This window comes from Proteus sp. G2669 (assembly GCF_009915245.1).
Lineage (GTDB): Bacteria > Pseudomonadota > Gammaproteobacteria > Enterobacterales > Enterobacteriaceae > Proteus.
On the sequence record NZ_JAABLX010000017.1, the window covers coordinates 219134 to 244829 of the forward strand.

A 25696-nucleotide genomic window follows, 5' to 3' on the forward strand; every position below is an offset into this window, starting at 1 on the left:
GTTAAATATTATATATCCAAACGCTTAGCTTGCCATCTACGAGAGCGCCAACGCCATGCATTAGTTAATCCGCGTAACCACTCATCACAAAGAAAGCCAATCCAGATACCAATTAGACCCATTTCCATCTTAATACCGAGGAAATAACCCACAGGAATAGCGACACCCCACATAAAGCAAATTGCTGTCATAAGAGGAAATTTAGCATCGCCTGCGGCACGTAAGGCATTTACCATTACGATATTAAAAGTACGACCTGGCTCTAAAAAGACAGACAAAATAAACAGTGGGATCAATTGGTCGATAATGCGCTGGTCTTCTGTAATGGAATACAAAATAGGATCGCGCATAAACCAATAAATAATAACTACCCCAATTGTGAATATCACACCAGTTTTTAAACTTTTCCAACCACGATTAAAGGCATCATCAAAGCGTTTAGCGCCAACTAAATGTCCCACAAGAATTTCATTACCAATACTAATTGCAATACCAAAGAGCATTAAAAATAATGACAATTGGAAATAAAGTGTTTGTGCTGCAAGAGGGACTTCACCCATTAAACCAATAAAGGCAGATGCAGTCATGTAATGTAAGATCCAAACTAGATTTTCACCAGCAGCTGGTAAACCAATATGTAGGATTTTCCCTAACATATTTTTAGACCAGATAAAGAGTTGTCTTGCTTGAAATTTAATGCGTAAGCCGTAGAACAACAACCCACATAATAAAATAACGGCAATAATACGACCAACAACAGTAGACCAAGCAACACCGACTAATCCGTATTGTGGTAAACCAAAGAAGCCATAAAGTACGATCATATTACCAATAACGGTAACAATGTTAGCGATCAATGTGACATACATGGCAGCTTTTGATTTGCCATAAACTCTTAAACATGCAGCAAGAATAATTGAAATTGCCTCAGGAATAAGACAAATACCAATAATATGCAAGTAATTATAACCATCTTGAACCAAGTGAGATGGTGTATTCATTAAATTAAGAATGTTGTAGCCAAAAAAGAGAATAATTACCGCACTACTTATCCCCAGTAATGAGTTAAATGCAATGGAGATATGGATCGCCTGACTGGCTTTTTCTTTTTTACCTGCACCTAAATATTGGGCAATAACGACGCTACATCCCACACTAATAAAACTAAAAATGGTGATGAAAAGATCAAAAACTTGGTTACCGACGCCCATCGCGGCTAAGTAAGCGGTGGAAACGTGGCTTACCATGTAAGTATTAATTAATAGTGTGGCTAGATGTAGGAAAATATCTATAAATATTGGCCAACTAAGAGAAAAAAGCGAGCGATCCGCTACATCAGACTGATGCATTGAAAACCTTCTTAAAAACAGAGTGAAATCGATTTATTAAAATAAACGTGTCGGAAGATGGGGGATTCTACAAGGTTTATTTATAAGGTAATAGCGCAAATAATGTTTATCTGGCAAAAAAGATATTTATATGGTTTATTCATTGATAACTAATCACTATTATCATTAAGAGATGATTAACGTTAAAGTCAGGGGAATTAATGAATACTAAAATAAAAGTGGCTATTGTAGGCTATGGCAATATTGGTCGATTTGCATTAGAAGCGGTTCAAGCTGCTCAAGATTTTGAATTAATAGGGGTTGTTCGCCGTGATATAAACAACATTCCAGAAGAACTGCAAAATATTACCGTAACTAACGATATTAAAACATTAGGTAATGTTGATGTTGCTCTCTTATGTTCACCAACTCGTGCAATTAAAGAGTTAGCCAAATCTATTTTAAGCTTAGGCATTAATACAGTAGATAGTTTTGATGTTCACAGTGAAATTGTGTCATTAAAAACAGAATTAGATGAAGTCGCTAAAAAACATGATCGTGTTGCTGTTATTTCAGCGGGTTGGGATCCCGGTTCTGATTCTATTGTGCGTACATTAATGTTAGCCATGGCACCAAAAGGCATTACTTATACTAATTTTGGGCCAGGTATGAGTATGGGGCACAGTGTTGCGGCTAAAAGCATTGATGGCGTTAAAGATGCACTTTCAATGACCATTCCACTAGGCACGGGTGTTCACCGTCGTATGGTTTATGTCGAATTAGAAGCAGGGGCTAATTTTAATCAAGTAGAGCAAGCTATTAAAGCAGATAGCTATTTCTCTTCGGATGAAACCCATGTGAAGCAAGTCGATTGTGTCGATAGCTTAAAAGATGTTGGGCATGGCGTTCATATGACCCATAAAGGTGTTTCGGGTAAAACCCATAATCAATTATTTGAATATTCAATGCGTATTAACAATCCTGCATTGACGTCTCAATTTATGGTTTCAGCGGCAAGAGCCAGTATGAAACAACGTGCAGGTGCTTATACCGTTATTGAAATTCCACCTGTTGATTTTTTAGCGGGTGATCTAAATACATTAATTGCCAAATTAGTCTAATTTGAATTAGGGCTCTTTGTATAAAATATTGCCCACATAACGTGGGCAATATGGATTAACGCTTAGGCAAACTTGATGATTTTGAATTAGCGTTTAATACTTTTAAATTCTTTTGTTGTTGCGGTTAATGCCACTTCTGTTGGTAAACGTTCCATAGAACTTGCACCATAGAAGCCATGACAATCAGGACAATTATCTAAGATATATTGTGCATCTTCAGGTGTTGCAATCGGACCACCATGACAAAGCACAATAACATCTGCACGTACTGCTTTCGCTGCTTTTGCCCAGTCATTAATTAAAGGAACACAGTCCGCTAATGTTAATGCTGTTTCAGCACCAATATTACCGCCAGTTGTTAATCCCATATGTGGCACAATAATATCTGCACCAGCTTCAGTCATTGCAATCGCATCTTCACGGCTAAAGACATAAGGTGTGGTTAATAAACCTTTTTCATGCGCTTTGCGGATCATATCCACTTCAAGCCCATAACCCATACCTGTTTCTTCTAAATTAGCGCGGAAATTACCATCAATTAAGCCAACAGTTGGGAAATTTTGTACGCCAGCAAAACCTGTTGCTTTTACTTCATCTAAGAATTTATCGAAGTTACAGAAAGGATCAGTGCCGTTAACGCCAGCTAGTACAGGTGTCTGTTTAACAACAGGTAATACTTCTTTTGCCATATCCATAACGATTTCATTAGCATTACCATAAGCTAACAAACCCGCTAAAGATCCTCGACCAGCCATACGGTAACGACCTGAATTATAAATAACAATAAGGTCGATACCACCCGCTTCTTCACATTTAGCGGACAGGCCAGTACCTGCACCACCACCAATAATCGGTTCATGGCGTGCAATCATTTCGTTGAATTTTTTTAGTAACATTTCACGTGAATGAGTCATTCTTCTTTCTCCGTGGTTAACAAATAAGTTCCTGGTGTAAATCATAAATTTGCTGAGCAAACTCAGCGGAGTTTATGTGATAAGGACTGATGACTAACTGACGAGTCTCTGTCTCTTTAAATGTTGTTATAAATGCATCGAAGAAAGCTTGGTTTGCTTGAGGATCCCAGAAAGGGCCTTCTTCAATGTCTAGAGCTGAAAAACCGCCCTGTGGTAATACAAACCGCAATGGGCCTTCACACTGATTGAGTTTCTCAGCGATCCAGATACCTAATTGACGATTTTCCTCTGGTGTTGTGCGCATTAAGGTGACTTGCGCATTGTGATGATAAAATTGACGCCCTTTATATTTCTCAGGAACACTAGAAGGGCGACCAAAGTTCACCATATCTAATGCGCCACAAGAACCTATATAAGGGGTTTTGGTACGGGCGATTGCACCAAAACGGTCTTCATCACAAGCAAGTACACCGTCAAACAAGTAATCACATACTTCTGTTGTTGTAAGATCTAACACACTATGAAGTAGGTGACTGTCTACCAGTTTTTCCATGGCTTTGCCGCCACTTCCTGTTGCATGAAAAACAAGGCAGTCATAATTATTTTCAAGTTTTTGTGTGAGTTGTTGTACACAAGGGGTGGTTACACCAAACATGGTCAGTGCTACCGCAGGCTTATCGACAACATGCTCTTCTTGGTAAAAATAAACAGCACCAGCGATTTGATTCGCTGCATTTTTTAAAACTTTACGAGAAATACGATTTAAGCCTGATACATCTGTAACGGAATACATCATTGAGATATCACTTGCACCGATATAGCCTGAGATATCGCCAGACGCCATCGTTGATACCATCAATTTAGGTACACCAATTGGCAGAGATTGCATTGCTGGTGTAATCAGTGCCGTCCCCCCTGAGCCGCCTAGTCCAAGAATGGCTAAGACATCATCACAGTGAGTTAAATAGTGTTCAAAAGCGACTGACATCGCTTCTATTGCTTTCCCTCTATCACCACAGAAAACAGCCTCTTGGCCATTTGGATGAAAACGAGCAACTTCGGTTGCTGTGACATCCGCTTCTCGTGCGAGTGTCGTGGGTTTGGTTGTCAAGTCAACGGTCTTAACAGGAAGGCCTGCTTTTTTAATTAAATCACTGACATAAAAAATCTCAGCACTTTTAGTATCAAGCGTTGTGGCAATATAAATAGAACCAGCATACTGTTTCATAAGCCTTCCCATACCTTTTATAATTATCGACGGATAGATTATAATCATAATGAGACTTGAGTTTCATTTATCATAGCACCATTTTGAGACTCCTGTCTCATTATTTTTATTTTTTGCACATTAAAGGTCGATAAGGTGTAATTAATCACCTAAAGTAAACGTTAAGTGTTGTGAGTATTTAGCTTAAGATAAGCCCAGACATACAAAGTGTAGGAATAACGAAGGATTTTCTATGAGTTACAGTGATGAAACGGATGCCATGTCCGGTACACGAAAAAGAACCTATCAATTATTGGTAACAACAGCGTTGGGGCTTTTTGAGCAAGGAATGTTACCGACAGTGTCAGAATTAGCTGCACATGCAGGTGTTTCGAGGGCAACCGCATATCGTTATTTTCCCACACAAAGTGATTTAATTAGTGCCACGGTTGATGCAAGTTTAGCGCCGATCATTGCATGGACACCAACTCCCGAAGATAATACGCAACAACGCATTACTGAATTGCTCAATCTTGCCTATCCACAAATGTTTAAACATGAAGGCGCACTGCGTGGTGCTTTGCAAGTTTCATTACAGCAATGGGCAAAAGAGAGACAATCAAGTGAATATGCAGAAAAACGATTTATTCGTGGTCACCGTAAAGAGATTTTACTCAAAGTTATTGAACCTTTAAAAGCACACTATCCTCAAGAAATGTGGGATAAGGTGATTAAATCGTTCTCTTTAATTTATGGGTCAGAAGTCTTTTTGGTAATGAAAGATATCTGGAAAATGGATGATCAACAGGTCATTGATATGACTCAATGGATGGCAAAAGCTATTCTAAATCAGGCAAAATCTGATTATCCTGCAGATAACGATTAATTATTTGAATAAATCGGTTAAAATTGTATAAATCATTTACGTTTTAGCTATTGCAGGGATCGTTATGTCACACAAAACAGAAGACCAAGAGTGGCTGGTAGAACAACTACAATTTATTGCACAAGGCATTGGTAAAACATTATCGCCTTTTTGTGAGGTTGTACTTCATGATCTAACTGATAGTGAAAATACCATTATGGTCATTGAAAATAATCTATCAGGTAGAAAAGTTGGGGATAGAGCAACAGAATTGGGAATGGCGCGTATTGAATCGTCTGACTTCCCACAAATTGTGGCTAATTACCCAAATCAATTTCCTGATGGTAGAACCGCAAAAAGTACGTCTATCGGCATTAAAGATAAACAAGGAAATTATGTTGCGGCATTATGTTTAAATATTGATATATCAATGATCAAAGGATTGCAAATGGTACTTAACCAATTTGCAACCCTTGAAGAAGGTAATGACATTATTGAAACCTTTAGCTCAGTGACAGAAGATTCGCTGAAAAAACGTATTGACGAATTTTCGGCAACTTATTCTGTTACACCAAGAGCATTAAAACCACATCAGCGACGTGAATTACTACTATGTTTACAGGATGAAGGTTATCTTTCACTGCGTAAGGCAATGGAAATTACTGCACAATACCTTGGTGTTTCAAGAGCGACTGTGTATAACGATCTAAAAGAGTAGTCATTGGATAACGACAGTTAAATTGTCTTTAAAGGCTAACCCTTTTAAAGATTGCCAATAAATAAATGAATAAACTAAAAAAGATATCATTTAATGATATCTTTTTTATTTCCTTTTTTTACATTTAAGAATCTCTTTTCTTAAAAGAAGTTAATTGATTTCTATTGTATGCATTTTAAATTAACGAATAACGTTAAGAAAGTTGAGTTCAGTAATAATGTAAATAAAAAAAACTAAATGCACTAAAATTGGATTAATAAAGATTAAGTTTAAAATATTATAAATCTTTCCTTAAATAATATTTCTTATCGCTAATTGGATAATTTTCTAGAGTGCCAAATATTTCAAATCCCTGCTTTTGATAAAAAGGAAGGGCTTGAAAGCTGAATGTATCGACTTCTGCATATTTAGCCCCTTTCTCTTTGGCTGCATTTTCCATTGCATGGAGTAATTCGGTACCAATATTTTTTCCACGATGGGCTTTATCTACCCATAAATAGCGAATACGTAACCAATTTCCCAAAATATCACCGGTGATCCCACCTATTTTTTTATCATTATCTTCTTTAAAGACAGCAAGAGGTGTGTATTGATCCATATGAATATAGTGAAGGTTATGCGTTAATAAACCTTCATAAATTTCATTGATCTCATCATGCGTAGGATGAGTGGTGATTTTTAACGACATAATTTGCTCTTAATATTAAGAATAGTAATAATTACATTACCACTATTTGGTTATTAAATATTTATATAAATGCTAGGATAAACCATAATTAAAAAAGCTGAGTAATACAACATGTCGTTTTTAAAAACTCTACCAGGTATTTTGTTCTGTGCTTTAATTGGTGGCGCTCTCACTCTCTCCGGCTTACCCATGGCTTTGATGTTTGGGCCAATTATCGTTGTTATTATTGCTTATCGTTTTAAATGGGAACTTGCGGTTCCTAAGCATACATTAACATTTATTCAGCTTGCCTTAGGAACATCGGTTGGTTTGATGTTTAATCAAGTTCATTTAGGAAGTGCTGATAATTTAATTATTCTTTTACTGACTCTTGTTGTTTGTTTAGCTATTCAGTTTTTTGTGAGTTATTTTTGGTTCCACCGCCATATTGGTTGGACGAAAGAAGAGTCGATGTTAGGTGCTGTGCCTGGCGCTATGGCTGCTATTTTGGCATTGACTGATCACACTAAAACACCACCACAAAAAATTGTTATTTCTCATACCATTCGTTTAATGGTGTTGATTATTCTGGCAGGTTTTATTGTAGGATCTGATAAAGCCAATATGCCTGAGTTTGCTATACCCGAAATGACATTGGTTTCATTATTGTGGTTATTATTGATTGTGGCTTTAGGGTTAGGTACTGGGCTTTTATTACAGAAAATCCGATTACCGGCACCCTTTATGTTGACTTCATTAGGTAGTGCAATACTTATTCAATCTTTTGTCAGTGAACCTATTGCCTTTCCAATGTTACTTAATGAATTGAGTATGGTTCTAATTGGCATGAATATCGGGGCACATTTTGTTGTTTTTCCATTTTCCTCACTAATTAAAAACGCATTTTCTTCTGTTCAAGTGGTTATTATTAATGTGGTTTTAACGGTAATGGTGGCATATGGGGCTGCTTATCTAACGGGAGTTCCTTGGGCAACATTAGTATTGGCATGGGCTCCGGGAAGTATGGAAGCCATGACTTTTGCCGCTATCACAATGAACGTGGATGCCGCATTTGTGATGTCGAATCATATTTTTAGAATGTTGATTATTCAAAGTATTCCTTCAGTGGCTCTGTATTGGAATGAATATAGACAGAAGAAAAACAATCAGCACAAAGAGGAATAAAGAGTAGGAGAAAAAAGTCAGTTTCTTTTCTTTGATAACCTCTATTTAGTTGCTTTATATGGTTCTTGTTAATAAGCAATCTATTCCAAGAGGCTATCTTTTTCTATTTATCTTAATGTTACTCAGTAGGTATATTAATAATTTAATAAACTTAATGACTTATTCGCGAGTAGCTGACATTTCTTATTATGTGACACTTCAATACCTTTTAAATCATTGTAACTATCTTCATTTAATTGGCTCATCGGTAATGTTGAATAATTACTAACATCCCATTGTTGCGAGCGAGAAAAGACCATCAAGGCTCTTTCAATTTTAGATTTTGATATTTGCTCATAACCACAATCTTTATTCAAAAAAAGGTAGATAGCGGTTAAATCTGCCAAGTCTTCTGCTTGCGTGTAGGTTAACGCTTTTGCACCCGAAGAAAAGAGCATAGAAAAAGAAAGCGTTAGCGTGCAGAACAAGGCGAACATTTTTTTCATTAGGTGTGCTGTTCCTTTATGTGATGATTTAGCAAGTTTTGTTATTTGGCTTAATGTAGTTAAAAGTTTTGCAAAGACCCACTATTTTGTTGGGTTTTAAATTGACCTTCCAGTAAGGGGAAACTTTAGCATCGGTAATAGTTTACAAGGCTTCTTTACTCATCTTATTTCGATAAAGACAGAATAACTTGTTTTTATTCAAAGGAATATATTATGCAACGTCGTGAATTTTTAAAATTAGGCGCCACATTAAGTGCTGTAACATTATTACCAAGCTGGAGTCGTTTTGCGTTTGCCCAAAGTAACATGCCTTCATTGGCGATTCCACCTCAAATTACCCCAGACGCTCAACAAAAGATTGTTCTTAATATTCAACAAGGTGTTTCTCAATTTATTCCCACGGCAAGCACAACCACATGGGGTTATAACGGTAGTTTATTAGGCCCTGCACTAAAGCTTAAACGTGGCCAACCCGTCACTATTAATATCAATAACCAACTGCCTGAAGCTACAACGGTTCACTGGCATGGTCTTGAGATTAGTGGTGAAGAAGATGGTGGCCCACAAGCCATGATTGAGCCAGGAAAATCTCGCACAGTGACTTTTACACCAAACCAAACTGAGTCAACGTGTTGGTTCCATCCTCATACTCATGGAGTTACCGGACAACAAGTTGCTATGGGATTAGGTGGATTGGTCATTATTGAAGATGATGAAACCGCAAACCATAAATTGCCTAATCGTTGGGGTATTGATGACTTGCCCGTGATTTTACAAGACAAACGTTTAGACAGTAATGGACAGATAGATTATCAACTTGATGTAATGAGTGCCGCAATAGGTTGGTTTGGTGACATGATGTTAACTAACGGTGCTATTCAACCACAACATATTGTGCCAAAAGGCTGGATCAGATTACGCTTCTTAAATGGTTGTAATGCACGAAGTTTAAACCTTGCCACCAGTGATGGCAGACCAATGTATGTTATTGCTAGCGATGGAGGGTTGTTAGCGGAACCTGTGAAAGTGACTGAATTGCCAATTTTAATGGGGGAGCGCTTTGAAGTTTTAGTGGATACATCTGATGGGCGTGATTTTGATATTGTTACTTTACCCGTACGCCAAATGGGAATGGTTTTAGCGCCATTTGATAATGTGCTTCCTGTGTTACGTTTATTACCATCAGCAGAAAAAGGACAAGGCTTATTACCTGAGCAATTAGCGCTTATTCCTGCATTACCAACACTCAGCAATCTTTCAACGCGAACATTACATTTACGTATGGATATGCGTTTAGATATGCAAGGTATGATGCTATTAACAGAACGTTATGGTGATAAAGCATTAGCGGGTATTCATCATGGGATGAGTCATATGCGCCAAGGTAACGGTAATGGCATGATGGGGGGTGGAATGAATTGCGGTCATGGAAATGGTGATTTAGATATCTATAATGCTAATAGTATCAATGGTATTCCATTTTCAATGACAGAACCTGCATTTGATGTGAAGCAAGGTGTTTATGAAAAATGGGTTGTATCAGGTCGTGGCGATATGATGCTACATCCATTCCATGTACACGGTACACAGTTCCGTATTCTATCTGAAAACGGTCGAGTACCAGAGAAACATCGCCAAGGTTGGAAGGATATCGTGAAAGTTGAAGGACAGTTTAGTGAAATTCTTGTGAAATTCGACCATTTAGCGACAAAAGAGCACCCATTTATGGCGCACTGCCATTTATTAGAGCATGAAGATACAGGCATGATGGCGGGATTTACCGTTAGTAAATAATCTATCACTATAAAAATCATTAATATCAGTAAGATAAATTGATAAAGGGCACAGGATTAATATTTTGTGCCTTTATTTTCATTAAATCAGATCATCGCATGATGAGGGAAGTTCTGGTACAATCGTTTGCTTTCCCCGTTAACCCAATCGAAATTAATCATGAAACATATTGTTGATGTCATGATCTCTGAAGAAGAGATCAAACAGCGTATTGCTGAGCTAGGTCGTGAAATCACAGAACATTACCGCCCACGCCAAGGTCAACATGATCTTGTCTTAATCGGCTTGTTAAAAGGTTCTTTTATTTTTATGGCAGATTTATGCCGTGAAATTGACGTGAACCATGAAGTCGATTTTATGACTGTATCAAGTTACGGTAATGGTATGACGTCAACACGTGACGTTAAAATCATTAAAGATCTCGATGAAGATATCCGTGGTAAAGATGTTCTGATCGTTGAAGATATCATTGACTCAGGTAATACCTTAAATCGCGTTAAAGAGATTTTGAGCTTACGTGAGCCAGCTTCTATTTCTATCTGTACTTTATTGGATAAGCCATCACGCCGCGAAGTGGATGTCCCCGTTGAGTGGATTGGCTATTCCATTGAAGATAAATTCGTTATTGGTTACGGTATTGATTACGCACAGCGTTATCGCCATCTGCCTTATATTGGGCATGTAACGTTATTAGATGAGTAATTTATTTACTTAATATAGAAGTAAAAAAACCCGCTTTAGGCGGGTTTTCTATATACCAAAAAGCCCTAATATTATTTTAAATATTAGGGCTTAAAATGATTTTCTATGATGAATAAATTAACGTGGATGACTCAATTTTGCCATCGCTTGGCGATAAGAAAGCTCAAGTTTCTCACGGCTATCTGAGGTAACATCGAGATCGTGTAATTCACCATTATTTAAACCGTAAACCCAACCGTGGATCATCACTTTTTGCCCACGTTTCCATGCTGCTTGCATAATAGTTGAGTGGCCTAGGTTATATACTTGTTCAATAACGTTTAGCTCACAAAGTAGGTTTAATCTATCATGAGGAGCAAGTTCGCCTAACATTGAACTGTGTTTGTACCAAATATCGCGAATATGCAATAACCAGTTATTAATAAGTCCTAATTCAGTTCCTTCAATAGCCGCTTCAATACCACCACAACCATAGTGGCCACACACAATAATATGTTCAACTTGCAATACATCAACGGCATACTGAATAACAGAAAGACAGTTTAAGTCGGTGTGGATCACTAAGTTCGCTACATTACGGTGAACAAATAGGTCGCCAGGTGCAGCATTGATCAATTTTTCTGCTGGAACGCGGCTGTCAGAGCAACCAATCCATAAAAAATGGGGTTTTTGGCCTTTACAGAGATCTTTAAAAAACTGAGGATTTTCTTCAGTAACAGATTCTGACCATTGCTTGTTATTGGCTAACAGCTCTTCAATTTTTCTCATCATGACGTGACTGCCTGTAAATTCGGTTTCTCACCATTTGCGCTGACAGTACGCCAACACGAAATAGCACTGTGTTATTGTTGGATGCGAGAGATCCACTAAGAAAGGGTATTTTTATACCATTACTTTTGAATTAATCAGAGGGCTTTTTAAAGCCAAGTGACAGATAATTGTCTGTATTTTTTCGCTTTCAAATAAGATAGATCTTTTTATAGCATTTGTTTAATGAATTTATCAATACATTCTTTGATGTAAATCAAATGTGTAAAAAGATAACTGATTGTTAAGGCTACCATTGTACTATTCAGAAATAGATTTATTAAAATATATTATAAATAAATCTTATGTATGTGTTTTTTTGCTTTTTAATACAAGTCAATGCGGGGATGATAAAAATCAATAGTCAGCATTGATTGAGATAATAAATGACGAGATAATATCAATCAGTAAGATTGAGGAACAAGGGCAATAATTTTATTGCTATCAGTTAGGCTAAATGATTGCATCAAGGGATGAATTGATTAATACATTAGGAATATAAGCAAGAAATAACAGTATATCGCATCTTCATCTCTGATTTTTTCTTACATCAAGTTTTATTCTTATTATCTGTAATAGTTAAAATAAATTTATTTATTCATTTGTGTCATGAGACCTAAAACGGTTTATTTACAACCTTATTTTCTCTAGAATATCCTTATTCCATTTTGATCCTATTGAACTAAGCTTATTTTCTAATTCGAGGCGTGTGAGCAATACGTAGCGTTAGTAAGGCTTAGTTGAATAGCTATTTTCTGATTTCAGCTCAGTCAATGCTGAATAATGCAGTTGATAAAAGGTAATTCCCACTTATGACGTATGCATTGGAGTTAACGGAGTTAACGAAAACTTATCACAATGGCGTAAAAGCGCTAAAAGGAATTAATCTCACCGTGGAAGCGGGAGATTTTTATGCTTTATTAGGCCCTAATGGTGCAGGAAAATCGACCACTATTGGTATTATCAGCTCTTTAGTTAATAAGAGTAGTGGCAAAGTTAAAGTCTTTGGCTATGACACAGATACCGATATGGTTAATGCCAAGCGCCAACTAGGATTAGTGCCACAAGAATTCAATTTCAACCCTTTTGAAACCGTATTACAAATTGTCCTCAATCAAGCTGGTTATTATGGTGTTCCTCGTAAGTTAGCTTTAGAACGTGCTGAAACTTATTTAACTCAGTTAGATTTATGGGAAAAACGTGATGATAGAGCCCGTTTTTTATCTGGGGGAATGAAGCGCCGTCTAATGATTGCTCGTGCATTAATGCATCAGCCGAAATTACTTATTCTTGATGAACCAACAGCTGGTGTTGATATTGAATTACGTCGCTCAATGTGGACGTTTTTAAAGCAATTAAACGCCGAAGGCACCACCATTATTTTAACGACACACTATTTAGAAGAAGCAGAAATGTTGTGTAGGAATATTGGTATTATTCAGCGTGGCGAATTGGTCGAAAATACCAGTATGAAAGGCTTATTAAGTAAACTAGAGTCTGAAACCTTTATTTTAGATTTAGCACCAAAAAGTCCATTACCTGAATTACAGAATTATCAATATCGTTTAATGGATACTTCAACATTAGAAGTCGATGTTAAAAGAGAACAAGGTTTAAATAGTGTTTTTGCCCAGCTTAATACACAAGGTATTCAAGTGTTAAGTATGAGAAATAAAGCCAATCGCCTTGAAGAATTATTTGTTCATTTAGTTAATGAAGAGCATACAGTAGAAGGAGAGAGGGAATGATTCAGCTGTATTGGGTAGCCCTCAAAACAATTTGGATTAAAGAAGTTACCCGTTTTGGTCGTATTTGGGTACAAACATTAATTCCACCTGTAATAACTATGTCTCTCTATTTCGTTATTTTCGGTAACCTAATTGGTAAACGAATTGGCGATATGGGCGGTGTTGATTATATGCAGTTTATTGTTCCTGGCCTGATTATGATGGCAGTAATAACAAACTCTTATGCTAATGTTTCTTCTTCATTTTTTGGTGCCAAGTTTCAGCGTAGTATCGAAGAGTTATTAGTTTCACCTGTGCCAACACATGTTGTTATTGCCGGTTTTGTTGGTGGTGGTGTGGCTCGAGGTGTTTGTGTCGGTATCTTAGTGACTTTAGTTTCGCTGTTCTTTGTGCCTTTAGAAATGCATTCTTGGACAATGGTCGTGGTGACATTACTGATGACTTCCATTGTGTTTTCACTTGCAGGGTTGTTAAATGCAATTTTTGCGAAAACTTTTGATGATATCAGCATTATTCCAACGTTTGTTTTAACGCCATTAACCTATTTAGGTGGTGTGTTTTATTCACTTTCACTTTTACCTGAATTTTGGCAAGGCGTATCCAAGCTTAACCCAATCGTTTATATGATTAGTGGCTTCCGCTACGGTTTTCTGGGTATTACGGATGTCTCTTTAACCGTAACGATTAGTGTCTTGTGTCTTTTCATCGCCGTGTTTTATGTTATTGCATGGTACTTGATTGAAAAAGGCAGAGGTTTAAGAAGCTAATCAAAAAAGTAAAATAGAAAGTTATAAAAGTTGAAATCGGTATCTTATTTAGAGATACCGATTTTTTTTAACTGTTTTTTTAGCATGAATGTTAATTTTTCTTTAAATTGACGCTTTGCTATTAACAAAATGATTTTTCTTGTTTAGTATACTAAACACTTTGATAGGGGATAGAAAGGAAATGTAATGACAACGGCAAGCCAAACAGGCAAAGCGCCTGAGGCAATCTCTCGTAACAAGCTTTTATGTATCGCTGGTATGGGCTGGACTTTTGATGCAATGGATGTCGGGCTACTTGCTTTTTTGCTCACCGCATTAAAAGAAGATTGGGGATTAACTGCATCACAATTAGGCTGGATTGGTAGTGTAAACTCAATTGGAATGGCTGTTGGTGCTTTTGTATTTGGCATTATTGCAGATAGAAAAGGACGTAAACCCGTCTTTATTTTTACTTTGCTGCTGTTTAGTTTAGGCTGCGGATTAACTGCATTAGCAAGTTCTTTGATGGTGGTTCTTGTTTTACGTTTCTTTATTGGAATGGGATTAGGTGGCGAATTACCTGTTGCTTCAACACTTGTCAGTGAAAGTGTTGAAACTCATGAGCGAGGCCGAATTGTTGTTTTATTAGAGAGTTTTTGGGCTGTCGGTTGGTTAATTGCAGCTTTGATTGCTTATTTTATTATTCCTGATTATGGCTGGCGTATGGCTATGTTATTAAGTGCATTACCTGCAGTATATGCTCTTTATTTACGTTCAAAATTACCTGAACCAACGCCATCTCATGTTTCACAGAAAAAAACACGTTTATCTATTCGCCAATCAATGGCATTAATTTGGTCACCTCAATATCGTCGTTCAACGCTAATGTTGTGGATCTTATGGTTCTGTGTCGTTTTCTCTTATTACGGCATTTTTTTATGGCTACCAAGTGTGGCGATGTTAAAAGGTTTTAGTTTAATAAAAAGCTTTCAATATGTGCTTATTATGACATTAGCACAACTACCTGGTTATTTTACCGCTGCGTGGTTAATTGAGCGTTATGGGCGAAAATTTGTGTTAGTTACTTATTTAGCAGGAACCGCCATTAGTGCCTATTATTTTAGTGTGGCTGATACCACGACAACGCTACTTATTTTTGGCATGTTACTGTCATTCTTTAATTTAGGGGCTTGGGGCGCTTTATATGCTTATACGCCAGAACAATACCCAGATGGAATACGAGCAACAGGTGCAGGAACAGCAACAGCAATAGGGCGTATTGGTGGAATATTGGGACCTTTAATGGTGGGATATTTAGTCCAATATCAATTTGAAATAAGCTCCATATTTCTTATTTTCAGTTTTTCAATTGTTATTGGGATATTGGCAGTGATGTTATTGGGGAAAGAGACAAAGAATAAACCGCTTAACTCAATTTAATCATACTTTATGTGACTAAAAATACAGAAATCCCCTTACTTGTAATATGATAGCGATTAAGAATTTTATGAAGCAAGGGGATAAAAGATGTCTCATTATGATGAGGTGGTTAAACAGGTTGATGATGCTATTGCGACAACCAGTATTGAAACCATGAATGAACTTTTAGTGGAATTAGGTAAAGATAAAACGATTGAATTTCCACTACGTTATGAGCAACAAGAGCGTTTACGCACAGCTATTTTCCATCACGGTGAAAAACATCGTTAATCGGATTGTTGTTAAGAAATAAGCATTAAAAAAGCGTTTTAACCGTTTTAATAAACCGGTATAAACGCTTTTTTCTTTTTACTGCATTGTATCATACAGATCAAAAAGTCTTTTTACCTTCAAGTACTGCAATTCTATTTTCAATGGATGGATGTGTTGAGAAAAATGAGTCTCCTTTATTGAAAATAAAGGCTGCTTTACGATAAGCACGTCCCGTTGAACCATCTTCAAAATTTTCAGTATCATGCTGTGCTGAAATTTTCTTTAATGCATTAATCATCGCTTGATTATCTTGAGTTAAATCAACCGCCGCCGCATCCGCCATATATTCACGAGTGCGGGATAAATAGAAATAGAGCACTTGCGTAATAATCGGTAAAACAAGGTTTAACACAATTAAAATTAATCGCGCTTTGCTAGCAGCATCATTACTTTTACCGCCTCGATTACCAGAGGCAATATACAAGCGACTACCAAAGATATTTGTTACTGTCAGAATAACGTTGGCTAAGATGCCAACATATAACGTCAGTCGTGAATCACCATGAATAATATGACCTGTTTCATGGGCTAATACTGCTTGCACTTCTTGGCGATTAAGGCGGTTTAATAAGCCAGTGGTTACACCAATAAAGGCATTTTTCTCAGACCAGCCGGCTGCAAAGGCATTAGCTTCAGGTGTATCAAGAATATAGAGCTTAGGAATATAGCCCAGCGTGGCACTTAAACTCAGTTCTTCCACAATATTGAGCAGTTGGCGTTCTTGTGCATTTAATGTTTCATCTGGGCTAATTAATTTGGCATTCATTCCTGTCAGCATGATTTTGTGCCCTTTAAAATGAATAAAAAGAAGCAATAAAATCGAGATGGCTAAAATAATGAGTGACGCAATGGGGATAGATTGGAAAGTCAGAAATGCCAACATATTATCAGTGAGATCTAAATAGGGATTTGCGCCAATAGCGGTATCCACCAGCAAACCAATCAGCAGCATTAAAAGTAAATAAGTTGCTATAACAAAACGCGTTCGAATAGCATTTTTTCGTAGAACATTTCTGAAATCCATTAGTGACTCCAAACAGCACCGCTAAGTGCTGTTTTTATCAATCAAGAAGGAATAAGTATCTTTTTATTACTCTAAAGATTAATCGAAATTAATGCGACGCGCTTCTTCTGCTTTAATGGTTCCTTCATCAAGACGCCAGTATTCTTTATCAATCACTAAGCTTGGGAAAATCTTGACAATAAACACCGCAGGAATAGAAGCAATAAAAGCGCGATATTGTTCTAAAGTACGGTTATAACCGCGTTTTGCAAAAGAGAGTTTATTTTCTGTTGAAACAATCTCTTCTTGTAAATTTGCCATAATGGTGTCGGATTTTAATTCAGGGTAATTTTCAACCGCAACATTAATTGCACCACTTGAAACAATTTTTGATAATTCGTCTTCAGCTGCTTTGGCTTCTTTGCCATTGGCACTTTGAGTCTGTGTTCTTAATTCAGTAATTTTAGTAAATACGTCAGATTCATGGCTGAGATATTTTTTTACTGTGGCTAATAAGCTATCAAAGACTTTACCACGACGATCTAATTGTACTGAAATTTCGGTTTCACTTGAGATAACAGCTTCACGCATAGAAATAATACGGTTGTAATAATAAAAAATAAGGCCCAATAACGCGATGGTAATAATTAATCCAGTCATGGTGAAGTGCTCTCTTTTCTAATTGTAAACAGGAAATTGTGTTAAATCTTTAATGTTAATTTTGCCTATTATTGATAAATATAGCTAGATGATTATTTCATCAAAAACAAAAAGAACATGAATAAAGTAAAATTAATGATATTGGTTGAGATAAAAAAATACCCCGAATAAATTCGGGGCAAAATTAAAGGTAATGCTAGGGTAAATAAAAATATCAAGTGAAACATAGGGGATGAATCTGAGTTAAATAATTGTGTTAACGAGACTATTTAACTCAGAGGTAAAACATTTAGAACCAAGGTGCTTGCGCCATTACATTGCCGTAAAACAGCATTCTTCCTGTGATTTCACCACTAAATAACATCAAAATAGCGATGAGAGAGAGTGAAGTTTTGGTAAATGACGTGCTGTGAGACAACGTAATAATGCAGATACCCATAATCAGACTAGCAATCACTTGCCACCATAATAATAGGCTTGCAACATCAGCACCGAGCACTTGTGTTCTCATAACCAAGCCGACGAAAACTAATAATGCACCGATTAACGTTCCTATTTTTAATGAATTACTAATGGTTTTACCTTGTAAGCGTAACCAAGGGATCATCGAGCCAAAACCAAGCAATAACGCTGTGCCAATAAAACTAATTTGTGTTGCTGGTGTATGCCAAAGAGGATGAGCCTGCATTTGGTAATAGATTTGTGCTGTAATCAAAATAACAGGTAAACCAATAACGCCACAAAACAACCCAAACAGACTATTACGGCGAATAGCATGAGGTTGTAGCCAACTGGCTAGCGCCCATAATGAAATTAAGCCATTTAGCATCACAAAGGCAATCGCTTCGCGACTTAACCAAGAATGCGCAATACCTAATACAGAACGATAAGCACCTAGCGGATCACCTAAGTGCCCCATCGACATTGATGAACCTACAACTTCAATCAGCCAAATTAGTGCAATGGTTGTTCGTAATGCTTTGGTGCTTAACATCGCACCGTTTTGGGTTTGGTTTTGCCATTGATACAGTGAAAGTGCCAAAACAGCACCTATCCCCCATTGACTCATAACCGTAAACAGGACTAACGGCAGTTGATAATCATGCATGATTAATCCTCCATACCAATAATGACAATATTAGGATTACTAATGGTGTGATCTGGTACACCATAGCGTTTTTCTAATAAAGCCCAATTTGTCGTGTGTTTTTTACGCAGATCTTCAATTTCACCAAACTCAATAGCGCCAGTAGGGCAAGATTCAACACAACGGGGTTTTAGGCCTTCATCAAGTCTATCCGCACACATATTGCATTTACTGGTTTTTCCTTCTACTGGATCGTAAACCGGAGCGTTATAAGGACACGCCATGATGCACATTTGACAACCGATACATTTGTCATGATCTTGCACAACAATGCCGTCTTCACGTTTAGTATAAGTGTCAGCAGGGCAAACTTTTAGACACTGTGGATCGTCACAATGGTTACAAGACATGGTAATGAAAGCTTGTGCATTGGGTTGGTCTTCGTTGAATTCACGAACTCGGCGCCACAATACACCTGGAGGTGTGGCGTTTTCAGACTTACAGGCCATCGAGCAAGTTCGGCAACCATAACAATCTTTGGTATTTATTAGAAAACCATACTGTTTCTTCGCCATGATCATGCCTCCCGTCTTACGTTAACTAAGGTGCTATTACAGCAATGACCATTACCTAAAGGTTCAACGTGATCATTGGTGACATGGCTACTGCTTCCGCCTTGTTGTTCCCACCATCCATTATCTAATGAAACAACTCCTTGCTTAATATGCGTGGTCACAACGGCAATCGCACGGTGCTCTCCTCGATCATTAAATGCAATAGCCCATTCACCGTCTTTGATTCCTCTGGCTAAGGCATCATTAGGATGGATAAGAATATTAGGTTGATTACGCTGTACTTCTAAGATCCACTCATTCATACCATGGCTAGAGTGAACACTACGAGCGAGTTTGCGTTGCACTGCCATTAGTGGGTATTTTTTAGCAAGTTCAGGTGAGCCTTTTGTCGATTCTTTTACGGGATAATAGGTGACAACAGGAGAGAAGTTTTTATCCTGCCACTCTTCAATAAAAAAGTGTGCTTTTTTCGTTGAAGTACGGAAAATGCCATCTTTAAAGGGGATCCAGTCGCCTTCAACTGGACGCACTGGGCCTTTTTCTAACATTTCACGCGTAATGCCGGAGCCTTTAAGACAAGCATCAATATAGTGTTCAATAGGTTGGTTAAACACGTCACCAAAGCCAAAACGTTCAGCGAGACGAGCAAAGATCCAATAATCAGGTTTTGCTTCTCCTGGTGGCTCAACCGCTTTTTCCATTAATTGTACATATTGACTACGAACACCTGCCATTAAACTGGTATCTTCAAAAATAGTGGTAACAGGGAGTACAAGATCGGCATAAAGAGCAGTGGATGACATCAAGTTATCAGCGACAACCACAAAAGGTACTTTTTTCAGTGCATTACGCACCATATTAGTATTAGGAAGTTGCGTCATCACACCCATGGTCATGATCCACCAGAAATTAATTGGGTGTGGCCTTTCATTGACAATCCAATCACCTACTTTTGCAACAGGGATAGGTTTGATGGGTTTTGCATTAGGTGCTGGTGGAATAATTGGACTAAATTTCGCCATTTGTCGAGCACCACCAGCATCACAAATTCCAGCGCCTTTTTTACCGATATTGCCAGTTAATAATGCAAGATAAAATTGGCTAGCAGCAACATAAGCACCAAATTCAGTGCGTTGAGCGCCGGACATATTTTGCACAATCATAGCAGGTTTGGTGGTGGCATAATCACGCGCTAAACGAATAATAGTTTCTTTCGGGATATCCGTTTCTTGGCTGGTTTTTTCGACAGTCCAAGGTTGTGCTTGTTGATAAATTTGCTCAAAGACAGTCACATAATCAGCATTAGCAGGTAGTTCATCATGAGTTAACGCAGGAACAATATTCGGAGTCTCATGGTGAACCAGTTGCTGGCTTAAAGTATCAAAAACTAGATAACTATCTTTATCATCATCAGATTGGCGTAATAGTTTTTGTTGTGAGTTAACAAGGTAAACGGCGCCTGTATGCGCACGCAAAAAAGGCTTATCAGTGAGATTTTCTTCAATGATAATTTTGATCATACCTAACGCAAGTGCCGTATCAGTACCGGGAACGATAGGGATCCACTCATCGGCTTTAGCTGCAGTTTCATTGAAGCGAGGATCAATAACCACCATTCTGGCGCCATTTCGGCGAGCTTGGTTGTAGTTTTTAAAATACGCTTGCATAGTAACTGCGGGGTTATTTCCCCAACAAAGAATATAGCGACTATCCTTTACTGTATCTCGAGTATCGGCATAGCGTAGACCCACCATTGGGATCATTGCCGCGGTTACCGCTGAGCAACAAAGAGAGCCAGCTTGTTTTGTTGAACCGCCTAAGTAATCGAAAAAGGCTTTACCCATATCATTTTTAATTGAGTCCATATTGCCTGCATGAGTGGAGATAAATAATCCCTCATTACCAAACTTATCAATGGTTTCTCTAATATTCTTTTCAATGAGATCGAGCGCTTCATTCCAACTAATAGGTTTGAACTCCGCTTTTCCTTTTTCACCCACACGCAATAAAGGTGTGGTTAAACGATCTTTATGGTATACCCACTTAGTTCGACTCATACCTCGTAAACAGCATTTCACATTAAAGCCTTCAGTGGCTTCAACTTTGATAAGTTGCCCCTTATGTGTAAAAGCTGTTAGGTTACAGTGCAAACATTCCATCGCACAGGTTGAACGAAAGGTTTTATATTCGGATAATTTTATCCGTGGTTTCTGGTTAAATATGGGTTTATTTTCATTAACTAGACTGAACGCGTTAGGAGAAAGAGCTGCCACGCCAATGGCACCCATTCCTTTTAACAACGTTCTTCTATTTAATTCCCACTTTTGATTTTTAGACATAGACATTCTCACGCACAAGAAAAGTTAACTATATATAAACTCAATTCATATATGGTTAACCTTGAGGTAGATCATCTAAAAATAGACAAAGAAAATAATCGACAGAAAATGGCTAAAAAGTCACATTTAAAATAAGGTTTTAGTGAAATAAACTAGTAAAAATGACAAAAAAAGAATAATGGGATATCGTCATAAAATAAAGTAAATAACGAATAGGTGTAGGAAAAATAAATGCAGAATTCTCAAGGAGTTAACTCGGTTGATATCGCTATTACCATTCTCGAATTTATTGCATCGAATGGAGGTATCGCCCGATCGTCAGATATTGCAAAAGCCTGTTCGCTTTCAAAAAGTCGCTTACATAAGTATTTAGTTTCACTTTGTCGCTCTGAAATGTTGTACCAAGAGAGTGGCGGAAGTCAGTATTGCTTGGGGAGTAAAATTCTCTTTTTAGCGCAGGCGACACCAAAGCCACAATCCTTTGTAGATGAAATTAATCAATTATTATGTGAATTTAGAGATGAACATAATATGTCCACAGGATTGGTGATTGCACAAGGTAACCAGCTTTTTCTAACACGGTATAATCGTAGTTTTAAACATGTGGATATTGATTTTTTACCTGATACACCAGTGCCTTATAAAATTAGTGCTGCTGGCTCTATTTTTGCTGTTTTTAGTGATTTAGAGATAGATGCAGGTTTATCAGAAAAACAGAAGAATACTATTCGCCAACAAGGTTTTGCTATTCGCCATGAACCAGCTGAAGGTATTCCTGGTGCACAATCCATTTCATGCCCAGTGTTTAGTAAAAAAGGAAATATGGTCGCTGCGGTATTAACAATGGGTTTTATTGAGCCTGAGAGGCAAATAGAACTTGGTAATGCATTAAAAGCAAAAATGACATCTTTTTCACATTAGTTAAATAAAATCATGCTATTAGGCACTTTGCTTTGCCTGCCAAAGTGCCTAATATGCAGAGAAGAATTAATCAAATAGCCCTTTTGCAAGGGTATCACCTTGGTGTGAAATTCCGGGTAATACAAAGTAGTATCCACCGCCAAAAGGCTTGATATAGCGCTCTAAGGGTTCACCGTCTAAGCGTTTTTGGGTATCAATAAAGCCTTTTTTAAGGTTATTTTGAAACGAGATAAAAATCAGCCCCATATCTAGTTGACCTGAAGGTGTTAAACCTAATGAATAGCTGTAACTGCGTCGGCGTAGTTTTGCACTGTAACGCTCTGGATTTCTTGGTTCAGCTCTTCGCATATGAGAATCAAACAGCACTCGGTCGCCATGAGGATCTTTTTCAAACTGTGGATCGTCCATCTCTTGCTTCATACCTATTGGGGCACCTGTTGATCGATGACGACCAAAGTTATTCTCTTGATCTTCAAGAGGTGTTCTATCCCAAAATTCCAATGCAAACCGAATTAGACGCACTGCTTGATAGCTTCCACCTAAACACCATTGTGGCTCTTTTTGTTCTTGCGTGATCCAGACTAGCGAGTCCATCAGGCTATTATCAGATGAAGGCGCGTTGCCTGAACCATCTTTAAAGCCAAAAAGGTTAATCGGTGTTTGGTGATTATCAATATCGCGAGCAGGAAGAAAACCATCAATTTTCCACACAGCATAAACTTGACCAGAAAGATATTTTAAAATATCTCTTAACGCATAAATGATGCTTTCTTGGCTATTAGCACAAAACTGGAGTAGAACATCGCCACCACACCATTTTGGATCTAATCGGTCATTAGGAAAGGGCTTCATAGATTCTAAGCGTTTGGGTTTTTTAGGTTGGAAACCAAAACGATTATCAAAAAAGCTATCACCTAATGCGACAGTGACGGTTAATTCATCTGGGTGTAATTGAGTGCCCAGAATACCAGATTCAGCAGGAGGAAGATGTGGGTTTGCTCTCTGCTCTAGTTCACGAGGTTGTGTTAAAAACGCAATTCGTTGTGTCAGAGTTGCGAATATTTTTTTCACTTCATCAACAGTATTGACAGTTAGATTAAGAGCAATAAATGAGGCGTGTTTTTGTTCTGGAGTAATAACACCTGCTTGGTATTTGCCTAAATAAGCAATTGCACGTTGATAACGAGGCACAGATGAAGCACTTTGTTTTGGTTGTGCATTAGCCCCTATACTGGCGAGTAATAAGCTCCCACCTAACCATTTTAACGTTGTACGTTTATCAAGGTTAACAGGGCTTTTTAATAACGGTTTAAAGAGAGTTTTATTTTTCATCACGTGCTTCTTTATAGTGATAGTAAACATCAATATCGAGCGTGCTACGTAAATTCGCCACTTGCTCTGCTAATTGTGTTACTTGAGAGAAAAGCCAGCTTTTTTCTGTTTCAGGAAGCGCATTTAAAGGTTGGAATAAACCTTCATCACGCTGATATTTTAAAAGCAGAGCACCAATATCATTATATTGCTTGATCAGAGATTGATATTCAGTAGGGGGAATATGCTCGGATAAGATCTCCACAATTAAGCGTGATCCAGATAAATTTGCATAACTATCACCTAGATCGCTATTTGAATATCGGTTTTCAATCCCTGCTAATTTGTCCGTTAAAATAAACTCCAAGCTATCACCCGCCGATTGGACTAATTTAGGAATGGGGATATCTTCAATAGCTAAACGTTTTTTTAGATCACTAATGCCTCTTAATAGCACTTTTGCGGACTCTGTCGCTTTTTGCGTATCTTTTAATTTAAAGAGTTGATATTCAACTAAATGAAACCCTGAAAAACGAGGTGAGTTTTCTCTTTCAAGAAAGAAATCAGCTCGGTTATTTAATAAACGTTCGCTTGATCCAAACAGTGCAATAATAGGGCGAATAACTTCATAGTGATAATGTGCTTGTTGATATGCATTTTGAGCATTAATAAGCTGATTTTTTTCGCTATTAATGATTAATTTATTGAGTGCTTTTTCAACTTGGGTTAATTGCTCAACGGCCTTTTCTCGGTACTTTAAAATATCCGTTTTAAATTTTTCAGGGGTAGGAATATCCCCTTTTGCAACGATGATATTCTCGCTATCCTGAATAATTCCTTGAATGATTTTTTCAGCATAAATAGGCAGAGAAAACAGCAAAATAAAGAAAAAAATAGCAATATTTTTACTTTTAAATTTTGTGTTATTTCGCATGCTGAGTACCTCGCTTAAATAACAGTGCAACAATCACCCAATAGATAATAAATGTCACCACACTTAAACCAATGGGTTGAGAGCGATAAGCGAAGAATGAGACTAAGAAATTACCAAAGACACTTGAGTCATCCAGAATATGGCTGATATCCCAAAGCGGATATATCAAGAAATCAGGGAATTCAAAATCTATTTCAATGAGTAGATTTGCAATTTCTTCTACGGCTTTTAAGAGCAAAGAAACGGCAAGGAATAGCAGTAAAAATCCCGTTACAGTAAAGAAATAACGCCATGAAATAACTTTTGACGTCAGTAAAAATAACCATAGAGTGAATGCTGCGACAAGTAAGCCAATAAAGACTTCGATAAAGAAAGGCGGTGCTGTTTGTGCATTGAGAGCCATAATATGGCTAGAGAGGAAGACAACGACTTCACTACCTTCTCTGGCAATTGCAATGGCAATAATCAGTAAAATACCCCATGCACTTTGTTGTTGTGTTTTTTGTGTGAGTTCATTTTCTATGTTGGTTTTTAATGACTTTCCTTGCCCATTCATCCAATAAACCATTTGAACAATAAGTATACAGGCGAGGATCTCCATTGCGATCATAAATAGAGATTGCCACATATCTTCGAGTGAACTAAATACACCATAAATGCTCAGAGCCAAGATAACAGCAAGAAATAGTCCAAATATAACGCCACTCCACAAGTATTTCATACCTTGTTTTGGCGCTGGAGAGCGCTTTATCCAAGCATAAATAATGCCAATTACCAGTAATGCTTCAAAACTTTCTCTCCAAACAACAAACAGAACTTGTCCCATA

At 37.5% G+C, this 25696-nt stretch carries 25 protein-coding genes; 11 read left to right on the forward strand and 14 right to left on the reverse strand.

What is annotated here, in order from left to right; all coding sequences use genetic code 11:
• Window positions 1-8: 8 nt before the first annotated feature.
• Entirely contained in the window at window positions 9-1349 is a 1341-nt protein-coding gene (locus GWI68_RS04565; RefSeq protein WP_109407955.1) for an MATE family efflux transporter, read from the reverse strand.
• Between the two features lie 200 nt (window positions 1350-1549).
• On the opposite strand from GWI68_RS04565, the gene GWI68_RS04570 reads away from it, so the two are divergent.
• On the forward strand, window positions 1550-2449 hold the full coding sequence (locus tag GWI68_RS04570; protein WP_166539512.1) for a diaminopimelate dehydrogenase: 900 nt from the start codon (window positions 1550-1552) through the stop codon (window positions 2447-2449).
• Window positions 2450-2535: 86 nt separating this feature from the next.
• Here GWI68_RS04570 and GWI68_RS04575 read toward each other — a convergent pair whose 3' ends face one another.
• Together GWI68_RS04575 and GWI68_RS04580 are read right to left on the reverse strand one after the other, a co-directional pair.
• Complete coding sequence (locus GWI68_RS04575; RefSeq protein ID WP_166539513.1) at window positions 2536-3363, reverse strand: phosphoenolpyruvate hydrolase family protein; 828 nt, start codon at window positions 3361-3363, stop codon at window positions 2536-2538.
• Between the two features lie 16 nt (window positions 3364-3379).
• Window positions 3380-4591: a Tm-1-like ATP-binding domain-containing protein gene (locus tag GWI68_RS04580; protein WP_166539514.1), complete on the reverse strand. Its 1212-nt coding sequence runs from the start codon at window positions 4589-4591 to the stop codon at window positions 3380-3382.
• Window positions 4592-4823: 232 nt separating this feature from the next.
• On the opposite strand from GWI68_RS04580, the gene GWI68_RS04585 reads away from it, so the two are divergent.
• On the forward strand, window positions 4824-5456 hold the full coding sequence (locus GWI68_RS04585; RefSeq protein ID WP_072069348.1) for a TetR/AcrR family transcriptional regulator: 633 nt from the start codon (window positions 4824-4826) through the stop codon (window positions 5454-5456).
• A 64-nt stretch (window positions 5457-5520) separates the two neighbouring features.
• Entirely contained in the window at window positions 5521-6153 is a 633-nt protein-coding gene (locus tag GWI68_RS04590) for a PAS domain-containing protein (RefSeq protein ID WP_006535016.1), read from the forward strand.
• Window positions 6154-6430: 277 nt separating this feature from the next.
• Here GWI68_RS04590 and GWI68_RS04595 read toward each other — a convergent pair whose 3' ends face one another.
• Complete coding sequence (locus GWI68_RS04595; RefSeq protein WP_109407951.1) at window positions 6431-6841, reverse strand: GNAT family N-acetyltransferase; 411 nt, start codon at window positions 6839-6841, stop codon at window positions 6431-6433.
• 111 nt (window positions 6842-6952) lie between these two features.
• Between GWI68_RS04595 and GWI68_RS04600 the strand changes: the two genes are divergently transcribed.
• A complete protein-coding gene (locus GWI68_RS04600; RefSeq protein ID WP_166539515.1) occupies window positions 6953-8005 on the forward strand; it encodes an AbrB family transcriptional regulator in 1053 nt (350 codons plus the stop codon).
• Between the two features lie 134 nt (window positions 8006-8139).
• Here the strand turns inward: GWI68_RS04600 and GWI68_RS04605 are convergent, their stop codons facing one another.
• Window positions 8140-8490 (reverse strand): YacC family pilotin-like protein, encoded by a 351-nt coding sequence (locus tag GWI68_RS04605; RefSeq protein WP_072070992.1) that lies wholly within the window; start codon window positions 8488-8490, stop codon window positions 8140-8142.
• Between the two features lie 213 nt (window positions 8491-8703).
• Here GWI68_RS04605 and cueO point away from each other — a divergent pair, with 213 nt between their 5' ends.
• Window positions 8704-10284 carry a multicopper oxidase CueO gene (gene cueO / locus GWI68_RS04610; protein WP_166539516.1) on the forward strand — a complete coding sequence of 527 codons (1581 nt, stop codon included), beginning with the start codon at window positions 8704-8706 and terminating at the stop codon, window positions 10282-10284.
• 159 nt (window positions 10285-10443) lie between these two features.
• The gene (gene hpt / locus GWI68_RS04615) at window positions 10444-10986 is read left to right on the forward strand and encodes a hypoxanthine phosphoribosyltransferase (RefSeq protein ID WP_036932823.1); all 543 of its coding nucleotides are present in this window, start codon (window positions 10444-10446) and stop codon (window positions 10984-10986) included.
• A gap of 117 nt (window positions 10987-11103) precedes the next feature.
• On the opposite strand, the gene can is transcribed toward hpt, so the two are convergent.
• Window positions 11104-11757, reverse strand: coding sequence for a carbonate dehydratase (can, locus tag GWI68_RS04620; RefSeq protein WP_072070989.1), 654 nt, complete (start codon window positions 11755-11757; stop codon window positions 11104-11106).
• Between the two features lie 848 nt (window positions 11758-12605).
• On the opposite strand from can, the gene GWI68_RS04625 reads away from it, so the two are divergent.
• From GWI68_RS04625 to GWI68_RS04640, 4 genes are all read left to right on the forward strand, one after another.
• The gene (locus GWI68_RS04625; RefSeq protein ID WP_109407948.1) at window positions 12606-13541 is read left to right on the forward strand and encodes an ABC transporter ATP-binding protein; all 936 of its coding nucleotides are present in this window, start codon (window positions 12606-12608) and stop codon (window positions 13539-13541) included.
• Window positions 13538-14308, forward strand: coding sequence for an ABC transporter permease (locus GWI68_RS04630; protein ID WP_109407947.1), 771 nt, complete (start codon window positions 13538-13540; stop codon window positions 14306-14308). The genes GWI68_RS04625 and GWI68_RS04630 overlap by 4 nt, the downstream gene beginning before the upstream one ends.
• A gap of 186 nt (window positions 14309-14494) precedes the next feature.
• Window positions 14495-15727 carry an MFS transporter gene (locus GWI68_RS04635; RefSeq protein WP_166539517.1) on the forward strand — a complete coding sequence of 411 codons (1233 nt, stop codon included), beginning with the start codon at window positions 14495-14497 and terminating at the stop codon, window positions 15725-15727.
• 87 nt (window positions 15728-15814) lie between these two features.
• On the forward strand, window positions 15815-15997 hold the full coding sequence (locus GWI68_RS04640) for a DUF2526 family protein (RefSeq protein WP_109407946.1): 183 nt from the start codon (window positions 15815-15817) through the stop codon (window positions 15995-15997).
• A gap of 100 nt (window positions 15998-16097) precedes the next feature.
• On the opposite strand, the gene htpX is transcribed toward GWI68_RS04640, so the two are convergent.
• The 5 genes from htpX to GWI68_RS04665 form a co-directional block, all read right to left on the reverse strand.
• Window positions 16098-17063 (reverse strand): zinc metalloprotease HtpX, encoded by a 966-nt coding sequence (gene htpX / locus GWI68_RS04645; RefSeq protein WP_109407945.1) that lies wholly within the window; start codon window positions 17061-17063, stop codon window positions 16098-16100.
• A gap of 78 nt (window positions 17064-17141) precedes the next feature.
• A complete protein-coding gene (locus tag GWI68_RS04650; RefSeq protein WP_109407944.1) occupies window positions 17142-17702 on the reverse strand; it encodes a LemA family protein in 561 nt (186 codons plus the stop codon).
• 289 nt (window positions 17703-17991) lie between these two features.
• Complete coding sequence (locus tag GWI68_RS04655; RefSeq protein ID WP_166539518.1) at window positions 17992-18810, reverse strand: DmsC/YnfH family molybdoenzyme membrane anchor subunit; 819 nt, start codon at window positions 18808-18810, stop codon at window positions 17992-17994.
• Between the two features lie 2 nt (window positions 18811-18812).
• Window positions 18813-19364 carry a 4Fe-4S dicluster domain-containing protein gene (locus tag GWI68_RS04660; RefSeq protein WP_166539519.1) on the reverse strand — a complete coding sequence of 184 codons (552 nt, stop codon included), beginning with the start codon at window positions 19362-19364 and terminating at the stop codon, window positions 18813-18815.
• Between the two features lie 2 nt (window positions 19365-19366).
• On the reverse strand, window positions 19367-21703 hold the full coding sequence (locus tag GWI68_RS04665) for a molybdopterin-dependent oxidoreductase (protein WP_166539520.1): 2337 nt from the start codon (window positions 21701-21703) through the stop codon (window positions 19367-19369).
• A 231-nt stretch (window positions 21704-21934) separates the two neighbouring features.
• Between GWI68_RS04665 and GWI68_RS04670 the strand changes: the two genes are divergently transcribed.
• Entirely contained in the window at window positions 21935-22624 is a 690-nt protein-coding gene (locus tag GWI68_RS04670) for a helix-turn-helix domain-containing protein (RefSeq protein ID WP_166539521.1), read from the forward strand.
• Between the two features lie 66 nt (window positions 22625-22690).
• On the opposite strand, the gene efeB is transcribed toward GWI68_RS04670, so the two are convergent.
• Genes efeB through GWI68_RS04685 form a run of 3 tightly spaced genes read right to left on the reverse strand, consistent with a single transcriptional unit; the run spans window position 22691 to window position 25695 of the window.
• Window positions 22691-23956, reverse strand: coding sequence for an iron uptake transporter deferrochelatase/peroxidase subunit (gene efeB, locus GWI68_RS04675; RefSeq protein WP_166539522.1), 1266 nt, complete (start codon window positions 23954-23956; stop codon window positions 22691-22693).
• Window positions 23946-24869 (reverse strand): EfeM/EfeO family lipoprotein, encoded by a 924-nt coding sequence (locus tag GWI68_RS04680; RefSeq protein WP_166539523.1) that lies wholly within the window; start codon window positions 24867-24869, stop codon window positions 23946-23948. Before GWI68_RS04680 ends, efeB begins: the two co-directional genes overlap by 11 nt.
• The gene (locus GWI68_RS04685; protein ID WP_166539524.1) at window positions 24859-25695 is read right to left on the reverse strand and encodes an FTR1 family protein; all 837 of its coding nucleotides are present in this window, start codon (window positions 25693-25695) and stop codon (window positions 24859-24861) included. Before GWI68_RS04685 ends, GWI68_RS04680 begins: the two co-directional genes overlap by 11 nt.
• Window position 25696 lies beyond the last annotated feature (1 nt).